Source organism: Dehalococcoidales bacterium (genome assembly GCA_030698765.1).
Lineage (GTDB): Bacteria > Chloroflexota > Dehalococcoidia > Dehalococcoidales > UBA2162 > JAUYMF01.
Genome location: JAUYMF010000026.1, coordinates 1 through 19,471, shown reverse-complemented (window position 1 = coordinate 19,471; position 19,471 = coordinate 1). Strand labels below are relative to the sequence as shown.

The 19,471-nt window shown below is 54.0% G+C and carries 20 protein-coding genes; 8 read left to right on the top strand and 12 right to left on the bottom strand.

The genetic code is table 11. From position 1 onward, the window contains the following. Positions 1 to 134: 134 nt before the first annotated feature. From Q8Q07_01135 to Q8Q07_01125, 3 genes are all read right to left on the bottom strand, one after another. A complete protein-coding gene (locus Q8Q07_01135) occupies positions 135 to 3,251 on the bottom strand; it encodes an FAD-dependent oxidoreductase (GenBank protein ID MDP3878896.1) in 3,117 nt (1,038 codons plus the stop codon). Positions 3,252 to 3,280: 29 nt separating this feature from the next. Continuing rightward, the gene (locus Q8Q07_01130; GenBank protein MDP3878895.1) at positions 3,281 to 4,429 is read right to left on the bottom strand and encodes a (Fe-S)-binding protein; all 1,149 of its coding nucleotides are present in this window, start codon (positions 4,427 to 4,429) and stop codon (positions 3,281 to 3,283) included. A 265-nt stretch (positions 4,430 to 4,694) separates the two neighbouring features. Next, on the bottom strand, positions 4,695 to 5,273 hold the full coding sequence (locus tag Q8Q07_01125; protein MDP3878894.1) for a flavin reductase family protein: 579 nt from the start codon (positions 5,271 to 5,273) through the stop codon (positions 4,695 to 4,697). A 379-nt stretch (positions 5,274 to 5,652) separates the two neighbouring features. Between Q8Q07_01125 and Q8Q07_01120 the strand changes: the two genes are divergently transcribed. From Q8Q07_01120 to Q8Q07_01085, 8 genes are all read left to right on the top strand, one after another. Beyond that, on the top strand, positions 5,653 to 6,021 hold the full coding sequence (locus Q8Q07_01120; GenBank protein MDP3878893.1) for a metallopeptidase family protein: 369 nt from the start codon (positions 5,653 to 5,655) through the stop codon (positions 6,019 to 6,021). Positions 6,022 to 6,273: 252 nt separating this feature from the next. Further along, entirely contained in the window at positions 6,274 to 6,813 is a 540-nt protein-coding gene (locus tag Q8Q07_01115; GenBank protein MDP3878892.1) for an RNA polymerase sigma factor, read from the top strand. A 16-nt stretch (positions 6,814 to 6,829) separates the two neighbouring features. Further along, on the top strand, positions 6,830 to 8,026 hold the full coding sequence (locus Q8Q07_01110) for a zf-HC2 domain-containing protein (protein ID MDP3878891.1): 1,197 nt from the start codon (positions 6,830 to 6,832) through the stop codon (positions 8,024 to 8,026). Between the two features lie 12 nt (positions 8,027 to 8,038). After that, on the top strand, positions 8,039 to 9,064 hold the full coding sequence (locus Q8Q07_01105; protein MDP3878890.1) for a hypothetical protein: 1,026 nt from the start codon (positions 8,039 to 8,041) through the stop codon (positions 9,062 to 9,064). Positions 9,065 to 9,219: 155 nt separating this feature from the next. Then, on the top strand, positions 9,220 to 9,525 hold the full coding sequence (locus Q8Q07_01100; protein ID MDP3878889.1) for a hypothetical protein: 306 nt from the start codon (positions 9,220 to 9,222) through the stop codon (positions 9,523 to 9,525). 41 nt (positions 9,526 to 9,566) lie between these two features. After that, positions 9,567 to 11,186: a peptide chain release factor 3 gene (locus Q8Q07_01095; protein ID MDP3878888.1), complete on the top strand. Its 1,620-nt coding sequence runs from the start codon at positions 9,567 to 9,569 to the stop codon at positions 11,184 to 11,186. A 95-nt stretch (positions 11,187 to 11,281) separates the two neighbouring features. After that, positions 11,282 to 12,079: a nicotinate phosphoribosyltransferase gene (locus Q8Q07_01090; GenBank protein ID MDP3878887.1), complete on the top strand. Its 798-nt coding sequence runs from the start codon at positions 11,282 to 11,284 to the stop codon at positions 12,077 to 12,079. Continuing rightward, the gene (locus Q8Q07_01085; GenBank protein MDP3878886.1) at positions 12,060 to 12,680 is read left to right on the top strand and encodes a hypothetical protein; all 621 of its coding nucleotides are present in this window, start codon (positions 12,060 to 12,062) and stop codon (positions 12,678 to 12,680) included. Before Q8Q07_01090 ends, Q8Q07_01085 begins: the two co-directional genes overlap by 20 nt. A gap of 169 nt (positions 12,681 to 12,849) precedes the next feature. On the opposite strand, the gene Q8Q07_01080 is transcribed toward Q8Q07_01085, so the two are convergent. The 9 genes from Q8Q07_01080 to Q8Q07_01040 form a co-directional block, all read right to left on the bottom strand. Next, entirely contained in the window at positions 12,850 to 14,067 is a 1,218-nt protein-coding gene (locus tag Q8Q07_01080; GenBank protein MDP3878885.1) for a DEAD/DEAH box helicase, read from the bottom strand. Positions 14,068 to 14,119: 52 nt separating this feature from the next. Continuing rightward, on the bottom strand, positions 14,120 to 14,455 hold the full coding sequence (locus Q8Q07_01075; protein MDP3878884.1) for a hypothetical protein: 336 nt from the start codon (positions 14,453 to 14,455) through the stop codon (positions 14,120 to 14,122). Between the two features lie 103 nt (positions 14,456 to 14,558). Beyond that, positions 14,559 to 14,975 carry an RNA-binding protein gene (locus Q8Q07_01070; protein ID MDP3878883.1) on the bottom strand — a complete coding sequence of 139 codons (417 nt, stop codon included), beginning with the start codon at positions 14,973 to 14,975 and terminating at the stop codon, positions 14,559 to 14,561. Positions 14,976 to 15,013: 38 nt separating this feature from the next. Beyond that, positions 15,014 to 15,202 carry a 30S ribosomal protein S21 gene (gene rpsU / locus Q8Q07_01065; GenBank protein ID MDP3878882.1) on the bottom strand — a complete coding sequence of 63 codons (189 nt, stop codon included), beginning with the start codon at positions 15,200 to 15,202 and terminating at the stop codon, positions 15,014 to 15,016. Positions 15,203 to 15,272: 70 nt separating this feature from the next. Continuing rightward, the gene (locus Q8Q07_01060) at positions 15,273 to 15,581 is read right to left on the bottom strand and encodes a zinc-ribbon domain containing protein (protein MDP3878881.1); all 309 of its coding nucleotides are present in this window, start codon (positions 15,579 to 15,581) and stop codon (positions 15,273 to 15,275) included. Positions 15,582 to 15,796: 215 nt separating this feature from the next. Further along, entirely contained in the window at positions 15,797 to 16,177 is a 381-nt protein-coding gene (locus tag Q8Q07_01055; protein MDP3878880.1) for a response regulator, read from the bottom strand. Positions 16,178 to 16,345: 168 nt separating this feature from the next. Next, positions 16,346 to 17,533, bottom strand: a complete 1,188-nt coding sequence (locus Q8Q07_01050; protein ID MDP3878879.1) for a GAF domain-containing sensor histidine kinase — start codon at positions 17,531 to 17,533, stop codon at positions 16,346 to 16,348. 226 nt (positions 17,534 to 17,759) lie between these two features. Then, positions 17,760 to 18,509 (bottom strand): histidine kinase, encoded by a 750-nt coding sequence (locus Q8Q07_01045; GenBank protein ID MDP3878878.1) that lies wholly within the window; start codon positions 18,507 to 18,509, stop codon positions 17,760 to 17,762. 76 nt (positions 18,510 to 18,585) lie between these two features. After that, complete coding sequence (locus Q8Q07_01040; protein ID MDP3878877.1) at positions 18,586 to 18,870, bottom strand: cupredoxin domain-containing protein; 285 nt, start codon at positions 18,868 to 18,870, stop codon at positions 18,586 to 18,588. Positions 18,871 to 19,471: the final 601 nt, after the last annotated feature.

Below are 19,471 nucleotides of genomic sequence, written 5' to 3'. Positions count from 1 at the left end.
AAAACAAACTCATCCCGGAAGCAAGCTCCTCCTCTACCGGGCTGATTTCTAAAAAGCAAGAAGGGCGAGATTACTCGCCCTTCTTGCTATATTATCACTCAGTTCTGAGCTATTCTCTTTATCCCGCCGGATGTTTAGACCGGTTGCAGTTCCTTTTCCTTGCCCGCGGGCGTCCTGAATGCGGTCTCAATCTGCGTGAAAATCTGCTCGTCATTGAAGTGCTTGAGGGAGGCGGCCCCGGTGGGGCATTTGACGTTACAGATACCGCACGATTTACAGACTACCGGGAAGACCTTGGCTTTCAAGCCTTCCGGTGACTCCTGCATCTCTATCGCTTTGAACGGGCAGACGGAGGCACAGATGCTGCAGCCGATGCACTTCTCCTCGTCAATCTCACAGATCGTACCGGTGGATACAATCGTTTCTTTGGAGAGGATGGTGGCGGCCCTGCCAGCGGCTCCGTAAGCCTGGCTTATTGTCTCCGGCATATACTTGGGGAAGTGGGCGATACCACAGACGAAAATCCCGTCCACGGCGAAGTCCACCGGGCGCAGCTTTACGTGGGCCTCCAGGAAGAAGCCGTCCTGGTTCAGGGGTGCCTTGAATTGCTGGGATGTTTCTTTATTGCTGGCGGCGGGAATAACCGCGGCCGCCAGCGCCAGGGTGTCGGTATCAATAGCTACCTTCTGCCCTAAAATGGGGTCGGTTACGGTAACCCTCAAGGTGGGCTTGCCACCGACTTCGATGACTTCCACCTGCGGCTTGTCGTCAGCCTCGTAGCGGATGAACTTTACGTCCTGGTTGGCCGCTTCCCGGTAGTAGTCCTCTCTAAAACCGTAGGTCCTCATATCGCGGTAGAGGATGTAGATGTCCATATCGGGTTTTTTCTCTTTTAGCTTTAGCGCATTCTTAATCGCTTGACCACAGCATACCCGGCTGCAATGGGGCCGGTCTTCCTGCCGGCAGCCGACGCACTGTATCATCACCAGGCTCTGTGAATCGAGTAACCTGGCGTCATCTTTGGCGATTAGCTCCTCGAGTTCGAGGAGGGTAACCACCCTCTCGTCCTTACCGTAGAGATATTCCGCCGGTTTGTACTCTTCGCTGCCAGTGGCGATAATGGCAACGCCGTGCTCTATTTCCGTTATTTTGTCTTCGGACATTACTTTAGTCACAAAGTTTCCGACATAGCCGGAGTTACTGATGACCGCGGTTTTGGTCAGAAGTTCAATCAATGGGTGCTGCTGAACCCGCTGGATAAGGTTGTTCAGGTAAGCGGGCACATCCATTCCGTCCAGGGTGTAGTGTATTCTGCGGGCGACTCCGCCCAGCTCCGCCTCTTTCTCAACCAGGGTGACGGGGAACCCTTGCTCGGCCAGGCTCAGGGCGCTGACCATGCCAGCCAGACCGCCACCGAGTACCAGCCCTCTCTTGTTGACCGGGACCTCGTACTCTTCCAGGGGCTGCTGCTTCATGGCGCGGGCTACCGCCATCCGGGTGATATCTTTGGCTTTCTGGGTGGCCTTCTCTTTTTCCCGGGCATGCACCCAGGAAGACTGTTCCCGCACGTTAGCCATGACGAAGAGATATTTATTAATACCGGCTTCGCGGAGTGTGTCCTGGAATACCGGCTCGTGGGTGCGGGGAGTACAGGCGGCAACGATGACCCGGTTGAGCCCCTTCTCTCTGATGGTGTCGGATATGCCTTTCGCCGTGTCCGAGGAGCAGGCGTAGAGGTTATTTTCCACATGCACCACGTTACCCAGGGTCTTGGCGTATTCCACCAGCTCAGGTATACTAACCACGCTGGCAATATTAGTGCCGCAGTGGCAGGCAAAGACGCCTATCCTCAGTTCCTCTCCGGAGACATCCCGCTCCGGCGGGTATACCCTTTCTTGGGACAGTTTACCGCGCTGTTCGGCGAGTAGCTGGCCGCAGAGAGCGGCGGCGCCGCTGGCAGTCACCACTGACTCGGGAATGTCTATGGGACCCTGGAAAGCCCCGCTGACAAAGATGCCGGGGCGGCTGGTCTCAATAGGACTGAGTTCATTAGTCTTGCAGAATCCGTGATCATTGAGGTCAATGGAGAGCTTCTCAGCCAGCTTTTCAGCGCTGGTTGAAGCTTCCAGTCCTACGGATAAGACCACCAGGTCAAATTCTTCTTCTTTAACTCCCTCGCCCTCGACGGAGTATTTTATGGTCACGTTCTTGCTTTCCGGTATTTCTCTACCTACGGTAACGTAGCTTCTGATGTAGCGTACTCCGGGCATTCTTTCCGCCCGGTTGTAGTACTGCTCGAAGTCCTTGCCGTAGGCGCGGATATCGTTATGAAATACCGTGGTTTCAATGCTGCTGTCGTGTTCCTTGGCCAGGATTACCTGCTTGGTGGTATACATACAGCAGACCGCTGAGCAGTAGCTATTGCCGCCCGGGGTGACCTGCCGCGAGCCGACACATTGAATCCAGGCTATCTTTTTGGCGTGTTTCTTGTCGGAAGGGCGTAACAACTGACCCTCGAAAGGTCCGGCGGCGCATATTATCCGCTCGTATTCCAGGCTGGTGATCACGTTTTGCATCTTGCCGTAGCCGTAGTCCGCCCTCAGCGCCGGGTCAAATACCTGGTAGCCCGGGGCCAGAATTATCGCCCCGACATGGGCCTCTACCTTTTCTTCCTTCATGTAAAGGTCAATGGCATTATTCTTACAAATCGGCACGCAGGATTTGCATTTTCCCTGGAAGAAAAGGCAGGTTGTCTCGTCAATAGTAGAAACGTTGGGGACAGACTGGGCGAAGGGAATAAACAGGGATTTCTTGGTCTTCAGGTTCTGGTTAAATTCGTCCGCAATCTTGACCGGGCAATAGTGATGACATTCACGACAGCCAATACATAGTTCCTCGTCAATGAACCTGGGTTTTCTTCTTAGAGTTACCTGGAAATCTCCGGCTTCCCCTGTTACCTTCTCCACTTCGGTATAGGCCAGAATTTCGATATTGGGGTGCCGGTCACACTCGATAAACTTGGGGGAGAGGATACACATCGAGCAGTCATTGGTCGGGAATGTCTTGTCGAGCTGGGCCATCTTGCCGCCGATGTTGGGCGCTTCGTCAACCAGGAAAACACGGAAGCCGTTATTGGCCAGGTCCAGCGAAGCCTGGATACCGCTGACTCCGCCACCGACCACCATAACGTCCCCCATATTACCGGTGGGGGGGAGTTTTTTCCTTCTACTACCTTGCTGTTGCGTTGTCATTTATCGCTTACCTCCCGTCTTCGGGTTATCTATAGGGCCTCCTGAACAATTTCAGAGAGGTCTTTAACTTCAATAACGTCACTTTTCTCCGTGGTCAGCACACTGTCCTCAAACATGACCATACAGTACGGGCAGGCAGAGGCCAGGGTGCTGGCTCCGGTTTCCAGCGCCTGTTCTATTCGGATATCGGAGAACCTTTCTCCTTTTTTGGTTTCCTCCCAGACGCGGCCGCCGCCGCCGCCGCAGCACAGGCCGTCCTCACGGGAATCAATCATCTCGACCAGTTCCAGTCCCGGAACGCTCTCCAGTATCTGGCGCGGCTCGTCATAAATATTATTGTGCCGTCCCAGGTAACAGGAATCGTGATAGGCCACCTTCTTGTTGAATTCTTTGGTAAATTTCAATTTGCCATCGTTCAGCAGTTCGCTCAAGTACTGCGTGAAATGCATTACCTCGAAATTACCGCCCAGGTCCGGATACTCATTCTTAAAAGTGTGATAGCAGTGGGGTGAGGTGGTAACAATCCGGGTAACTCCGGTATCATTGAAAAGAGCGATGTTGCTTTCGACCAGGCTGCGGAACAGGCTTTCATTGCCGGCTTTGCGGGCGCTCTCGCCGCAGCAGGACTGTTCATTCCCCAGGATACCGAAGTCTACATTTGCCTTGTTCAGGATATCAACCACCGCCCGGGCTACCTTTTGACCGCGGGCATCGTATTCCTGGTAACAACAGGGGAAGTAGAGTACCTCGGTGCCTTTGGTGAAGGTCTTCACGTTCAGGTCTTTTGCCCAGTCAGTCCGCTTTTCCCGGTCTTCCCCCAGGGGATTGCCTACCGCCGATATGTTTTTCACGGCCAGCCTCAGCGGGTCGGGCATCTTGCCGACGCCCACCTCGGCGATGACCTGGCGCAAGGCGCGCCAGACGTCTATTATCTTGACGCCCCTCGGGCACCTTACCACGCAGGCGTTACAGGTGGCACACAGCCACAGGTCTTCACTTTCAAAGTCGACCAGACCCAGTTGTGACTGGTGCATGGTGCGACGGATGAGGAAATTGCGCACCCTGTTCCAGGGGCAGGCGGTGTTACACATCCCGCACTGATAGCAGAACTTGAAGAGGTCGGTTCCACCTTCTTTGATGATGTCAATGACTTCTTTTTCAGGAGTAACTATCTGCATTATTATCCTCCGTCTCCGGGGTCGTTTACTCTGGTAGATAAAGACTGTTCAGGTTGCCATCGGGGGGTACCGTTCCTGCTGACCTGTACATTGGTGCGGTGGTTTTGACTTAAATTGGCGTTCAATGTGACTAAAACTATCCAGACGCCGGGTAATATGTTCCGTACCGACGTCTGAGGTTCCCCCAATCTATATTATCGCTTTCACTATTATGATAGCACAGGCAGATTTCCAAGGCAAATAAAAGCGTGTCTATTCCATGCCTTCATTTGCCTGTTTTCAGTTCCCGGCCGGGGCTGCCCACCTGAGCTATTACTTCCCCAAAGGCTTGATACTGGGTTACCGTTGACTTGACGAAGATGTAGGGCTTGATTTTGTTAACATCCGGCTTGCCATCGGTGAGACAGTCCTCGGAAACGTGGGTCTCTTCGATGGTACCGACAAAGAGCTGGTGAGTCCCCAGGTCCAGGACATGCATGACCTTGCATTCCAGGTTTACGGGGCATTGCTCGATGAGCGGGGCATTCTTCAGCTTGCCGTAAAACACCTTGAAGCGGCAAATATCCAGTTTGTTGGCTTTGGGGCCGGAGTTGGTGCCGCAGTAGTCAGCTTCCTTAATGATATCAACGGAGGGTACATTTACGGAGAAGGTCATGTTTTCCCTGATGCCCTTCTGAGTATGCCGGCTGCGCCTGACCCCTACGGAAATCATGGGAGGCTCGCTGTTAGCGATGCCGCACCAGGCGCAGACCATAAAGCTCGGCTCACCATCAACATCGGCCCCGATTAACATTGCGGGCATCGGGTAAAGCAGTGTCTGGGGCCCCATCTGAATTTTTCCCACCAGTTCTTCCTCCCGGTAACAAAGTTAGACTGTCTTTAGGGACATAAACCGCCTACAGACTGATGCTATTTACTCTAGCTGTTCTCGGGCTGGATGTCAAACTTTTTGAGCTTGGGATTTAACCGGTGGAGGAGTGTCGGAGACAGGCTGCTTGAAAATGTCATTGCGAGACCATTTCATTATAGGCGGAAGGCTTCAGCCCGAAGGCGAAGCAATCCGTGTGGCGGGGAAGCTGCAACCCCTCCCGGATTGCCACGTCGCGGAGTTTACACTGAGCGAAGTGAACGTGCTCCTGGCAATGACAAATAAAACCGACCAAATGCAAACAGAACCGTCTGAAAAGATGCTTTGCGGAGCTTAAAGGGCTATAATATCATCAATGGACAGAGAGAAATTCGAGCAGCTTGTCGCCCTGACCATTCAGGCTTTGCCGGATGAATTCACTCACAGACTCGAAAACATTGTTGTAGTAGTGGAGGACTGGCCCAGTACCGAACAACTACACCGGTTAGGCTTCAGGCATAGTCAGTCCTTGCTCGGGCTGTATGAGGGCGTGCCCCTGACCAAACGGAGCTCTCACTACGGGCTGGTAACGCCTGACAAGATAACCATCTTTCAGAAGCCAATCGAGAGAAAGTGCGGCCAGGATGATACCGGGGTGGCCGATGAGATAGCCAGAGTGGTCAAGCACGAAATAGCGCATCATTTTGGAATAAGCGATGCGCGACTTAAAAAACTTGATATGTAGACCGTACAGTCCCGCTTTCACGGGAATGACATTATATTGTTGGGATAGCGTTATCGGACAGCCTCATACAAGGCTGGTGTTGATGAACTGCAGCCAAGACGCAATAATCGCTCGCAGACATTCGAGACAGTGTGACCGAAAGCCACCTCCTCATTAGTCTGCTTGCTCAAGGTGAATTTCAACCCCCATTTCTAATCGGCCTCAAAATGAACTTTTTTGTCCGAAACCGCATATAGTTATATAGTGATACCGATGGCCGAATTGACAAGTAAATGGCAAACGGGCGATACGACTGCTTTTGAAGCCCTGTTCCGGCAGTACCAGCAGCTTGTGTTCAAGACCGCCTACCTTATCACGGGCACAAGGGAAGAGGCCGAGGATGTCCTGCAGGAGGTATTTGTATCGGTGTGGAGATCGCGTCATACTTTCGACCCGGATAAGGGCAAGCTCACCACCTGGCTGCACAGGATCACGGTCAATAAGTGCCTGGAGAGGCAACGCAAGAAGAAATTGACCTCCGTATCCCTGGAAAGGTTCGATTTACCGGAGGCAGAGGCTAGTGCCGGGGTGCCGGTAGACAGGGCAGAGCAGGAAAGGCTCACAGCGGCCATGGATGTGATGGACAGCAAGCACCGGACGGTGCTGGTATTGAGATACTTCAACGAGCTATCCTACGATGAAATCGCGCACACATTAGGTATTCCTCCGGGGACAGTCAAGTCAAGGATAAATCAGGCGCTGAAGCTACTGCGGGGACAATTCGATCTTCAGCACGGAAAAACGCGCGGGTAGAAGGGGTGAGGAAGTTATGAAGTGCGATGAGATAAGTGAACTGCTGGCAGCATACCTGGATGCAGAGACGACTCCTGAAGAACGGCGTCATCTTGAGACGCACCTGCCCACCTGCGAGAAGTGCCGGGGAGAACTGCGATTGCTGGACTCCACCCGGGAAGATCTGCGCCGGGCGCTCAGGGAAAGGGTCGCTGATGTTGAGCCGTCTCCGCAGGTCTGGGGATGGGTAAGACAGCGTATCGAATCGAAGAACCCGTTTTGGGAAAAGGTCAGCGCCATGATGACCAGTCCCGTATGGCGCGTGGCGATACCGCTAGTCACGGTGTTGATTGTCTTCGGTGCGCTTCTGGGGACGGGAGTTTTGCCCGGGTTCCGGGGCGGTCAAGTCACTACGCCGACAGTCCCAACAACCCCTACCGTACCAACGACACCGACGGTGCCGGCTCCGCAGACACACCCTGGCCTGCCACCGCGAAGCGTTCTGGACCTGGGTATAGTTTCCAATAAGAGCGTTTACTCATTCGGGGAGCTAATCACATTTGAAATATCTATCATAAACGTCAGTCACGCTGCAATAGTGTTCGGTCCCGACCCTCCTACGACACAGATAAAATTGCCCGGCGGGGTTTCGGGACAGGAGCCTGAGCCTGAGACCGTAGCGACCTTTACCCCTGGTTCAGGGGAAGTGAAACTGGAGCCGGGCGGAGAACTGACATGGAGCGTTGCCTGGGACCAGCGAGATAGCCGGGGGCAACAGGTTCCGCCCGGACCCTACTTTCCCAATATAAAGGTAAGCGATATTATCATAGACGGTAAAGCGGGGCCGAGAATTGGGACGGCTTCCGGGATACTGATTCAGCCCCCGCTGGAGCCCGGTGAGAGAGTAGTGGAAGTAAACCAATCTCGTAGCGTGGAGAGCAACGTCTTTACCCTGGAGCGAATCGAGCTAAAGACCGGAGGAATGGATATCTACGCTTCCGTAAGGGCTGCTGATAACGCGTCGGTTAATATATACGTGGTAAACGCCGAAGCTGAATACGGTATCGACGGAGGACCCCTGAAGAAGGCAGGCCCGTCCGAGATTCTGCATAATACACTCCATATCTGGAAAAGCCTGCCCCCTGTCCCTGCTGATGCCGGAGAAATCACCTTTACTATCACCCGTTTCGGTAACCTGGAAGGTCCCTGGGAGTTCAAGGTACCGCTCCAATAAGGAGGTCAAGCAATGAAAAGATTGATAACCGGACTGATATTGATGGCATCATTACTATTGTCGGTTTCCTGCGCTAACCCTGCAACGACCAGCCCGGCAAATCCGGAGTCTGTGCCAACCCAGCCTCCCACCGCCGTAACCGTACCGGGTCTCCCGGGGCAGCCACCGACCGGTCGTGAAAAAGTCTATTCCGTGGAGATAGACCTCGTCCCCTCCAAGACTATTTATCTGCCGGGAGAAACGGTACAAATGGCTCTCACTTTGACCAATGCTTCTATGGGAGAAGTCGAGCCGGTCTACGTCAGTCCACTTCCGCCGGGTATTAATATCGTCATTCCGAACGATAGCGCCGGTACTGCAAAACCGGGGACAAGAGAGTACTACGAGAAAATCACCGGCAGCCGGATAGTAAAGACTTTAGCCGCCGGCACCGGGGAGAAGAAACTGGCGGCAGGGGAGAAGGTAACCTATGACCTGACCTGGGACCAGAAAGACGAAGACGGAAATCAGGCAGCACCCGGCTGGTATTTCTATGAATCTAACATCAATGTCCGCATGGAATCATCCGATGATAGTTTTGGCTCAGGTGTCAGGGAAAGGGCTTTCCTTATCCAGTATCCCCAGGGAGCGATGGAGAAGGTCATCGAGTTGAACCAATTTGTGACCGCCGTCAGCCTGCCCCTTGAAGTGGATGGAGCGACAAAGCAGGGGGACATTACTTTCACGCTCAAGCGAGTGGATCTGAGCCAGGAGAGGTCCAGTTTCTTGATTCTGGTATCATCACCTGATAGTCCGCTCAGCAATTACAAATATGGCTGGGCAAACATTGATATGGATGCCCGCTATGATGTGGACGGCGTTACCAAAGAACTTTCAGCCGAGAAAAGACAATTCACCAATGAAGGAATGGAGATGATGTTCGGCTATGGAAACAGCTACCTCGACCCGGTACCCGACGATGCCAGAGAGCTAACCTTCACTATAACCCGACTTGGGGATTGGCAGGGTCCCTGGGAGTTCAAGGTAGCCCTGGAATAGCTTTCACGTCATTAAAAGGGGAATTTATTAATCCTGCTCATAAAACGGCGCCACCCGGTTCCGGTTGATAGTGCCGCCGAAATAGGGTAAGTTGACGTGTGTTCAGTATTGGTATACACTTATAACAGACATGAATCCAAAGCTTCATATCACAGGTGGAAAACAGACCGGGCTCCCCTTCAATCGCATCACTGGAACACATTACCTCCACCCCGGGGATAACTCTGGCTGGTTTTTTCACCGGAAAGCGGCCGGTTACCCGCGCCAGCGAGCGGCAGGAGACAGCGAGTTCCCAATGCCGAGCACGCAACAAAGCCCTGCCGGCACCTGACACAGCCGGACACCCGGAGGCGGTGATGATCGCCATCGCTTCGGGCGGGCGTAACGGCAAACAGCCGTCAATCCACCCCGGAGAGGAGTTCGCGCTCATTTTTGACAGGCAAATCGCCTTTACCCGTTGACTCACCGCCAGTCTCCAAAAACAAAATCAGAGGAGTTCTTTGTGTCTTTACTGGTAGAGCAAACTGAACAGAATAGCCGGGACGGACTTCTCCGGGAGGTATCCCGGCGGCGTACCTTCGCTATCATATCGCACCCGGATGCCGGCAAGACCACACTGACGGAAAAGCTCTTGCTCTACGCCGGTGCCGTAGAACTGGCCGGGGCTGTCCGGGCGCGCGGTAACCTGCAACATACCGCTTCCGACTGGATGTCCATGGAGAAGCAGAGGGGCATTTCCATTTCGGCAACCGCGCTGGAGATGGAGTACCGCGGATGCCGCATCAATTTACTGGATACGCCCGGCCACCAGGACTTCAGTGAAGACACCTACCGGACGTTGATGGCCGTGGACAGTGCCGTGATGGTGCTGGATAGCGCCAAGGGCATCGAGCCTCAGACGGAAAAACTTTTCCGCGTCTGCCGCATGCGGGGCATACCCATTCTCACCTTCATTAACAAGATGGACCACCCCGGCCGTGACCCGCTGGCGCTGCTCGACGAGGTCGAGAGGATGCTCGGCATCACCGCCGTGCCCTTAAACTGGCCCGTTGGCGATGGTCCTACCTTTCAAGGAGTATATGACCTCCAGGGAGAAAGGGTCCTCCTGTTTCAGCGCACCACGCATAGCCAGTCCCGGGCTCCGCTCCAGGTGACCGGCCTGGACGACCCGTTGCTGCCAGAACTTCTGGGGGAACAGGCGTGCCGAAAACTGACCGAAGATGTGGAACTCCTGGCCGGGACGGTCGCCGGCTTTGACCGGGCGCTTTTCCTGTCCGGCGAGATGACACCCGTGTTTTTTGGCAGCGCCCTGAATAACTTCGGTGTAGAACCTTTTCTGGAAGCCATACTTGACCTGGCGCCGCCGCCTGTCCCCCGGGAGACAGAGGAGGGCATAATTGACCCCAACAGCGAGGTATTTTCCGGCTTTGTCTTCAAGGTACAGGCCAACATCGACCCGCGTCACCGTGACAGAATGGCATTTCTCCGTATCTGCTCCGGCCATTTCCGGAAAGACATGACCGTCTATCATCCCCGCCTGGGACGGGATGTAAGACTATCGCGCTCGTTCCGGCTCTTCGGCCGGGAGCGGGAGACCATTGACGAAGCCTTCCCCGGGGATGTCATCGGCATTGTCAGCCCCGGCCTCTTTACCATCGGCGATACGGTGACGACCGGGAAGCCTATGCCTTTTGCCCGGATACCCCGTTTCCCGCCGGAGCACTTCGGCACGCTGGTCAACGGAGACATCACCCGTTACAAGCAGTTTCACAAGGGACTGCTGCAGCTTGAAGAGGAAGGTGCGGTTCAGGTGCTCCACGCTGAAGACGGCTACAGCCGGGAGCCGGTTCTGGCTGCGGTCGGTGAGCTGCAGTTTGACGTGGTTTTATCCCGGCTATCGGATGAATATGGTGTCAAGGCGCGGATCGACCGGCTGCCTTTCACCTGCGCCAGATGGGTACAGGCTGAAAGCACGGCGCTCGAACAGATATCCCTTTCCCGGCGCTCCAACCGGAGGTGTCAGGACCTCCAGGGACGGTTGGTTATTCTTTTCTCGTCCATATGGGATCTGGAATACTGCCAGAAGGAAAATCCGGACATTGCCTTCATTGAGATGGGCTGAAGGAAAAGCGGGAAAATGACGGGACCCGGAGAGACTACGGGATAAGTTTCGCGGTGCCCCCCCGGCAAACCGGAGCGAGAGGAGGACGCAGCACCATGATAGCAGTGCCACCTGAGGACATGTCCCTCTTGACTGACCTCTACGAGCTTACCATGGCTCAAAGCTACTTCCAGGATAACCATAATGGACAGGCTACGTTCAGCCTATTTATCCGCGGGTATCCGCCCCACCGGGGTTTCTTTGTTTCCTGCGGTCTGGAGGATATCCTGCACTACCTGGAGGAATTCCGCTTCACCTCCGGAGCCATAGACCGGCTTCAGCATACCGGCATCTTCTCAACCGACTTCCTGGACTATCTCAAGGGACTGAGCTTTACCGGTATGGTGCGGGCGATCCCCGAAGGCCGCCTGTTCTTTGTGGACGAGCCGGTGCTGGAAGTGACAGCGCCAATAATTGAGTCCCAGATCGTGGAGACATTCATCATCAACCAGATGAACCTTCAGTGTCTCATCGCCAGCAAGGCCTCCCGCTGTGTTCAGGCATCACACGGTCGTTCTGTTGTCGATTTCTCCCTTCGCCGCACCCAGGGCACTGATGCCGGGATGAAAGTGGCCCGGGCAAGCTATATCGCCGGTTTTAATGCCACCAGCAATGTCCTGGCAGGGGTGACCTACGGCATTCCCATCGCGGGGACGATGGCCCATTCTTATATCAGTAGTTATGACCATGAAATTGACGCTTTCCGTGCCTTCACTCGAAGCTTCCCGGAGCGGTCCATCCTGCTCATTGAAACCTATGATGCCATCAGCGGCGCTCACAAGGCGGTAGAAGTAGCCAGAGAGATGGCTGCCCGGGGGTCAGCGCCTGCGGGGGGTGCGCATCGACTCCGGTGACCTGCTCACCCTCGGCCGTGAAGTGAGACGCATCCTGGATGAAGCCGGGTTTCACAATGTACAGATAGTAGGCAGCGGCGGGCTGGATGAGTTCGACCTTGAGGAGCTATCACGGGAGAATGCCCCCTATGATGCCTACGGCGTTGGTACCAAGATGGGCGTTTCGGGAGACGCGCCCTGGACTGATATGGCTTACAAGCTGGTCCGCTATGATGAGCGGCCGGTCCTGAAGCTGAGCACAGGCAAGGTCTCCCTTCCCGACGCGAAGCAGGTGTTCCGCTTTACTGATGACAGGCGTCCGCATCATGATATCCTGGCGCTACATGACGAGATGATAACCGGCGGAGAGCCGCTGCTAAAGCCAGTCATGGCCGGCGGTCACATCACCGCACCGTTGCCCTCCCTGCGGGAGATTCGGGAGCAGCTCCAGCAAGAATTCGGGCAACTGGACGAGAAGTACAAGATGATACGAGACCCGGCTACCTATCCTGTGAGCCTCAGCGCGGGATTGCAAACCCTCAAAGAGAGTATGGAGCGCCGGGTAGAGACTATCGAGGTAGAAGCTGCGCGGCGGCGCCATAAAGAACTGGGCGAGAGCTGACCTAAGCGCAGATTAAACTTACCGCCCGGAATCCGGGGCCTGGCAGAAAGGCGATCCGGGGAGCGTAACGGTGAATAATCCGCAATCTCAGTGGCGATTACGGATTATTCTCTTTGTTCAGAATGACACCGGTTGGACGAGCTAAAGAAGTATCAGATACGAGAGACCATTACCTTCTAGCCGCCATTTGCCTGCCGGTTCCCTGTTTTCTGGCGAACCCCTGTCGGGGGGGCTGCGAAAAGTGATGTTCTCTATCCGGCGCAGCCTCATTGTAATCAAAACCATGAAGCGTCAGACGCTCCAGCGGCGTGTGAAGAAGCTGTTCCAGGGCGCGTACTTTGTCCGCATCAGAGCTGGTTACGAAGGTCAATGCGTCGCCGCATTTGTTGACCCGCCCGGTACGGCCGATGCGGTGGATATAGTCATCCGTACTGTCAGGCATATCGTAATTGATGACGTGGGAAATGCTCAAAATATCGATGCCGCGGGCGGCAATATCGGTCGCCACCAGAATCTTGATCGAGCCGTTGCGGAAGCCGTTAAGCGCAGCCTGCCTCTGGTTCTGGGAAAGGTTCCCCTGCAGTGAAGTCACCTTATACCCGCCTCTTACCAGTTGCTGTGCCACGCGCTCCGCGCGGTGCTTGGTACGGGTGAAGACAAGCACTGACTCCGTCTTGGTCTTCTTTAAGATTTCCTTCAGCAGATTTGTCTTGAGATGCTGTTGCACCGGGTACAGAGCGTGGGACACTGTTTTTGCCGGCAGCTCGCGGTCAACTTGCACGGTGACCGGGTCATGCAGGATTTCACGCACCAGGCGACGGATATCAGAAGGCATAGTCGCCGAGAAAAGTAACGCCTGGTATTTATGCAGGATACACTCCAGAATATTACGTATATCAGGCAGAAAGCCCATATCGAACATACGGTCAGCCTCGTCGATGACGAGGACTTCCAGTTTTGCCAGATTTATCGTGCCCTTCCACAGATGGTCAAGCAGACGGCCCGGGCAGGCGACCACTATATCAGGATTTGCGTACAAACCCCGGGTTTGCTGGTCCATATTTACCCCGCCATAGATGGTAATGCTCCGCAATCCGGTCCTGCTTCCCAGTCCGTTGATAACCTCGCAGATCTGCTCGGCCAGCTCACGTGTGGGCGAGATCACCAGAGCACGGACATGTCCCCGCGGGCCGGTACGCAGACGCTCCAGGATAGGCAGCACGAAAGCCGCCGTCTTACCCGTTCCGGTCTGGGCCAGACCAATGATATCCCGCCCCTGCATAATCGGCGGGATGGCCTTCATTTGTATTGGTGTGGGTTCGGAATAACCGAGCGCATGCACACCGGCCATGATGCTCGGATGGAAATTAAAGGTATCGAAATTCATTAAACTCCTTGTTGAAATACGAGTCAAGAGCCTGAAATACAGGTCAGGTGGCTCAAATCATCTGATATTTTCTGTCTCTTCGCTTATTAGTCGACCGATTATTGTTATTGGTAGCAGGGATTACTACCCCGCTCTTATTTGAGAGCGGCAGGGCTTCAACTAAATTAATAGCCTGGTTTCTCATCTTCTTCCCTTCCAGATTGGCGATTGCGATTGCGCCTTCAGATTTCGAGACCATTTCAACATACCCGTAGCCCCTCGACTGGCCGCTACCGATATATTTATCGTTCATGATGGTTACAGACACCACTTCCCCGAATTCCGTGAACTTTTCCCGCAACTCTTCTTCGGTCGTTTGAAGCGATAGGTTGCCCACATAGATATTCATACTACCCCCTTTATCAAACCGGTTTACGGTTCCCGATTTGTGACGGGTGAATCGGTAAAGGCATACGCAGATGCCAGTGCCGATTCAAGTCGGTAGGTATTGACTAATATCTTCGCGGTTGTCTGCCACCGCCACCCGAGCGGCCACCCCTGCCGCCACCGCCGCCGCCATAACCGCCGCCGCCACCGCCACCATAACCACCGCCGCCGCCACCATAACCACCACCACCGCCGCCACCACTCCTCCTGCCACCGAAGGAACCACCGCCCCTGTTGTCCGCACGAGGGCGGGACTCATTAACTACGATAGTGCGGTCTTTCAATGTCTTACCGTTAAGCCCCGCGATGGCGGCTTCAGCCTCAGAACTTGACGCCATTTCCACAAAGGCAAAGCCCCTGGGCCGCCCGCTGAGCCTGTCAGAGGGAATAGCTACAGATTCCACCTTACCATAGTTACTGAATTCTGCAGTCAGTTCATCCTCGGTAACATCAAAAGGTAGATTACCCACATAGATTTTCATAAAATGCCCCCCTTATCTCGGATTTTATCGCCGTTTCTCTAAATACCCTGCCGCCGCCGGCGCTGGGCGCTCTTTTTGGCTTTGATGCGGGCTGCCTCGCCCTTGGATATAAAGTGGCGCTTGGCTTTAACCTCCCGCAAGACACCACTCGTCTGCACCATTCGCTGAAAACGGCGTAACAGTGATTCCTGTGATTCACCTTTATGTATTGATACTTCTAAAGACAAAATTCAAATTCACCACGGTCGCACCCGAACCGGTTTTCCGGTACGGATGCGATTCGCGGCTTAACCTCACTTATCTACTCGGTCTGACTTTCCGATAGCAATCGCTGCAGTAGACCGGCTTATCACCGCGGGGTTGAAACGGGACTTCGGTGCTTTTGCCACATTCGGCGCAGGTTGCGGGGAACATCTGGCGTGAAGAACCGTAGCTGCTACTGCCGCTGCTGCCATAACGCTCTGACTTTCTCGCCTGGCGGCATTCGGGACAGCGCTTCGGCTCGTTGGTAAAACCCTTGGATGCGAAGAATTCCTGCTCTTCACCGGTGAAGGTAAAGGTTGCTCCGCAATCGGAGCACTGGATAGACTTGTCCTGATAACTCATTGGATGACCTCCTCTCTTTATATTAGTTAGAGTTCGGGTCATCCAACACTTACGACGTCCCTGTGTGAAACAGCTTCCGGGAAGCTTGTTATAACCTAAACTAGAACTTATCTTTAGTATAACATAAAGGAAACACTTCTGCAATTGGTAGTGGAATCAAGAAGAAGAGGTACAGAAAACTACGCCGCCGGGGGGCAGATAACGTGATTAGCGGGTTATCCGCCCTTCTCGTGGCGCGCGTTATCCAGAACCATCTCTATCTTCTTCACCACCTCTTCAGGATCGAACGGCTTGGCAATTGTATTATCAGCGCCCAGCTTTATGGCAAACTGCATAATATCCGGCTTGGCCGTGAATACGATTATCGGTACCCGTGAAAAGGAGCGCACTTTTTCGAGTACATCGAAACCGCTAACGCCGGGCATGAGTACATCGAGCAGCATGACATCGAACTTGTCCGCGCGGACAAGTTCGATTGCCTCAGCTCCGCTGGTAGTAGTGACAACATCATATCCGGAAATCCTGAGCTTTATGCGCAAGATGTTCACTATCCCCGGCTCATCGTCAACCACCAGTACTCGTTTATTCGTATTCACCACGGCTAATTACCTACTTTACTCCTTATCCACAGCGGAATCAATACGCACCCCGGCTTCTGCCATCCACAGTCCCCGCTACCATGAAGTATATTAGCTCCACAAGCGGTCTTTTTTCTCTGAGCGGTCTTTGAATCCACGGTCCCTCGAGCCCCGGCGGGCATCCGCTCAAGAGCAGACCGGCAAGAGTAGGTGCACCACAAGGCGGGTTCCTTTCCCCGGCGCAGACTCCAGCTTGAAGGTTCCATCCAGAGAATGGACGCGCTCCCGTATCCCCGGCAGTCCGCTGCCCGTCAGGGGTATGGTAGCCGCGTTGAAGCCTATACCGTTGTCCTGGATAAGTATATCGAGGGATTTTTTCCCGGCAGTAACAGTCACTTCCACCCGGTTGGCGCTGGCGTGACAAACTACGTTGGCCAAAGCTTCCTGTATAATCCGGTACGCCGCCGTGGCGATATGCGCCGGCAGCTTTATCTCCAAACCCGAGTTCATAAAATCAACCTGAATACCTGTCTTTTTGCTGAAATCCGGTAAATACCACTGCAGCGTTGCCAGGAAACCAATGTCATGAAGCATAGCGGGGCTCAAGCTCAGAGAAAGATCGCGCACTCTGTACATAAGCTCCATGATTATCTCCCAGATCTGCGCCAGTTCCTCAGGTACCATTTCCCCCAGTGACGTTCTCATTTTATTGAGCAGAAAACTCACCAGCGCCACCTGCTGACCGACATCGTCATGCAGCGCCCGGGCAATGCCGCGGTACTCCTCTTCCCGCTTATCTTGCAGCCGGTTGACCAGGACATGCAGTCCCTCTTCAGACCTGTCCCGCGCCGTCCTGGTTCGTAGGACAGTGATACCGTAGGCAAGGTCAGCCGCCAGTCCGCCAAGAAGCTCCGCCACATCATCCGGAAAGGCTCCCGGTTCCGTGGCGTAGATACTGAGCACTCCCAGCAGGTTCTTATCATGCACCAGCGGTAATGAGATGGAGGACCTGTAGCCACGCTTCACCGCCTCTTCCCGCCAGACCGGGTAAGAAGGGTCAGTGAGAATATCCTTGACTATACAGGGTTGGCGGGTACGGAGCGCCTCGCTGACCGGCCCCGAGCCTTTCCCGGAATCCGTCAGGGGAATGCCGGTAGCGTCAAGATAACCATCATCAAAGCCGGCAAGCGCCACAATTTCCAGCTCCGGCCGTCTGCCGGGACGGGGATACCCTACCCAGCACATGCTGTAACCGCCGGTCTCGGTGATAATCCGGCATACCGGCGCCAGTAACGTATCTTCATTCACGGCCCGAATAATTGCCGAGGTACACCTGATGATGGTAAGCAGGGTACTGTTCGCTTTCTGTGACACCTTATCCACTTTACGCCTTTATACAGCTTTATCCGGAACAGCCTAAACCGGCCACCTGCTGAAACAATGAGAAAGAGACACGGTCAAATACGTCCGTGTCACATGCTGTAAAATTTTCCGGCAGGCTTCCTTGATATTATTATATCACTTCTATCATACAGGCTCTGCCCCGATAACAGGGATCCAATCCGCCTCCCGCGCTGTATTCCGCCCATAAAGTGGCCGCTCATTTGTGAACATATCTATCCGGTTCACCGTAGTTGCCGGCTATCGGCAGTTCAGACGATAAACGTACCATCTCCGGAAATGTCTCAAGGGTCAGACTCCCCCCCAGCAGTAAAGCCCGCTCTTTAATAACAGCTTGTTCGCTGTTATCTATGGCTGAATCAAACCCGTTGCCCACCACGGCTATGCTCAGATATACGGTGTCGGTTTTTAGCCGCGCATCAACATTGACTTCGCTGGTCTGCCCCCGGCAAACAACATTGAGCAGCGTGTCCTGGATAATACGGAATATCGTGGCTTCTGTTTCCAATGGCATACGCCGTTCAAGGCCCTCATTATGGAAATTTATTTTAATGCCTGTCGATTCCGTGTACTTCCGGAATAAATCCTCCAGCGTCTTGCGCAGTCCGAAGTCATCCAGCGTGCTGGGCAGCAGAAGGTCTGATATCACGCGCATTTGTTCAATCATGCAGTCGACGATGGTATCCATCTCGGCAGAGGCAGACTCGATATCAGCAATCAACGACCGTTTAACACGGTGAAGAGAAAGCTTGAGGACGGCAAGAGATTGACCTATCGTATCATAGAGATTACGACTTATCATCTTACGGTCCTGTTCTTCAACCTCCAGAAACCTTCTGGGGACCGCTTCTTTGCCCCGGACAGTCTCACCAACCGGTCTTTCAAAAAGACCAGGATTCGTGACCGGTCTGGTATCCTTGGTTTCCTCCTGTCTACCCTGTTTTTCCATATGCCCTTTTCCTCATCTGATTTTATTCCGCCGGCCGGTCACCGCTCACACCCGCTACCGGCAAACAGGTCAAAGCTCATTCAACAATAAAATCGCCATTCATTGCCAGCGGGTGAATATCACATCGGAAATAGTAGGTACCGGGAGTACTCGGCGCGGTGAACTGATACGTTATACTCGCTCCTCCCGGTATGAACTCGCCGACCATGACAGGCTCGCCGGCTGCTCTGGTAGTATAAACAGCTACATTATGGAAGATTACCGGGTCCTCGTTATTATTAAAGACCAGCGTTACCTGGGAACCGGCCGGCACCGTGAGAACATTCTTGTCAAAGGCGATTGCATCCGCGGCGAGCTGCACTGTTATCTCCGCAGGTGGAGCCGGGACCGGTGGAACTGGCTCAGGCGCAGATGGCGGCGGCGCGGGAGGAGGCTCTGGAGGAGGTGCCCCACAACCCCCAAGGATCACCAGGAACACGGATACAAGTAACAAGAATATTCCGATCCTAGAGGTAAAACACCGTTTCATACTCACCTCCTCCCGGATTCCGCGACGGGTACACCTCGCACTTAGCCTATCTCCCGTTAGTATAGAATACTAGCTTTACCATGGATTTGCATATCAGTAGTGATACTTAACAAACCATAGATGACTACCTAGTGTGATGCATCGCATTATTTTTCGCTCAAGAAGTGAAACGAATCGTTCTCCAATAAAAAGCACGTTACTCGTGTTGTCATTGCGAGGAGTCCGCCTCCGGTGGACGACGTGGCAATCTGGGGGTAAGGGATAATTCCGCCCCCGCCAAGATTGCTTCGCATTCCGCCTGCGGCGGAATGGTCTCGCAATGACAGCAGTGGCGGCAGCGTAACTATAAGTGTTACTTGGTACTAGTGTAGTATCTCTTATATATCTTGCCGTATCAAGGAAGTTGCTGTCATTCCAGCGAAGGCTGGAATCC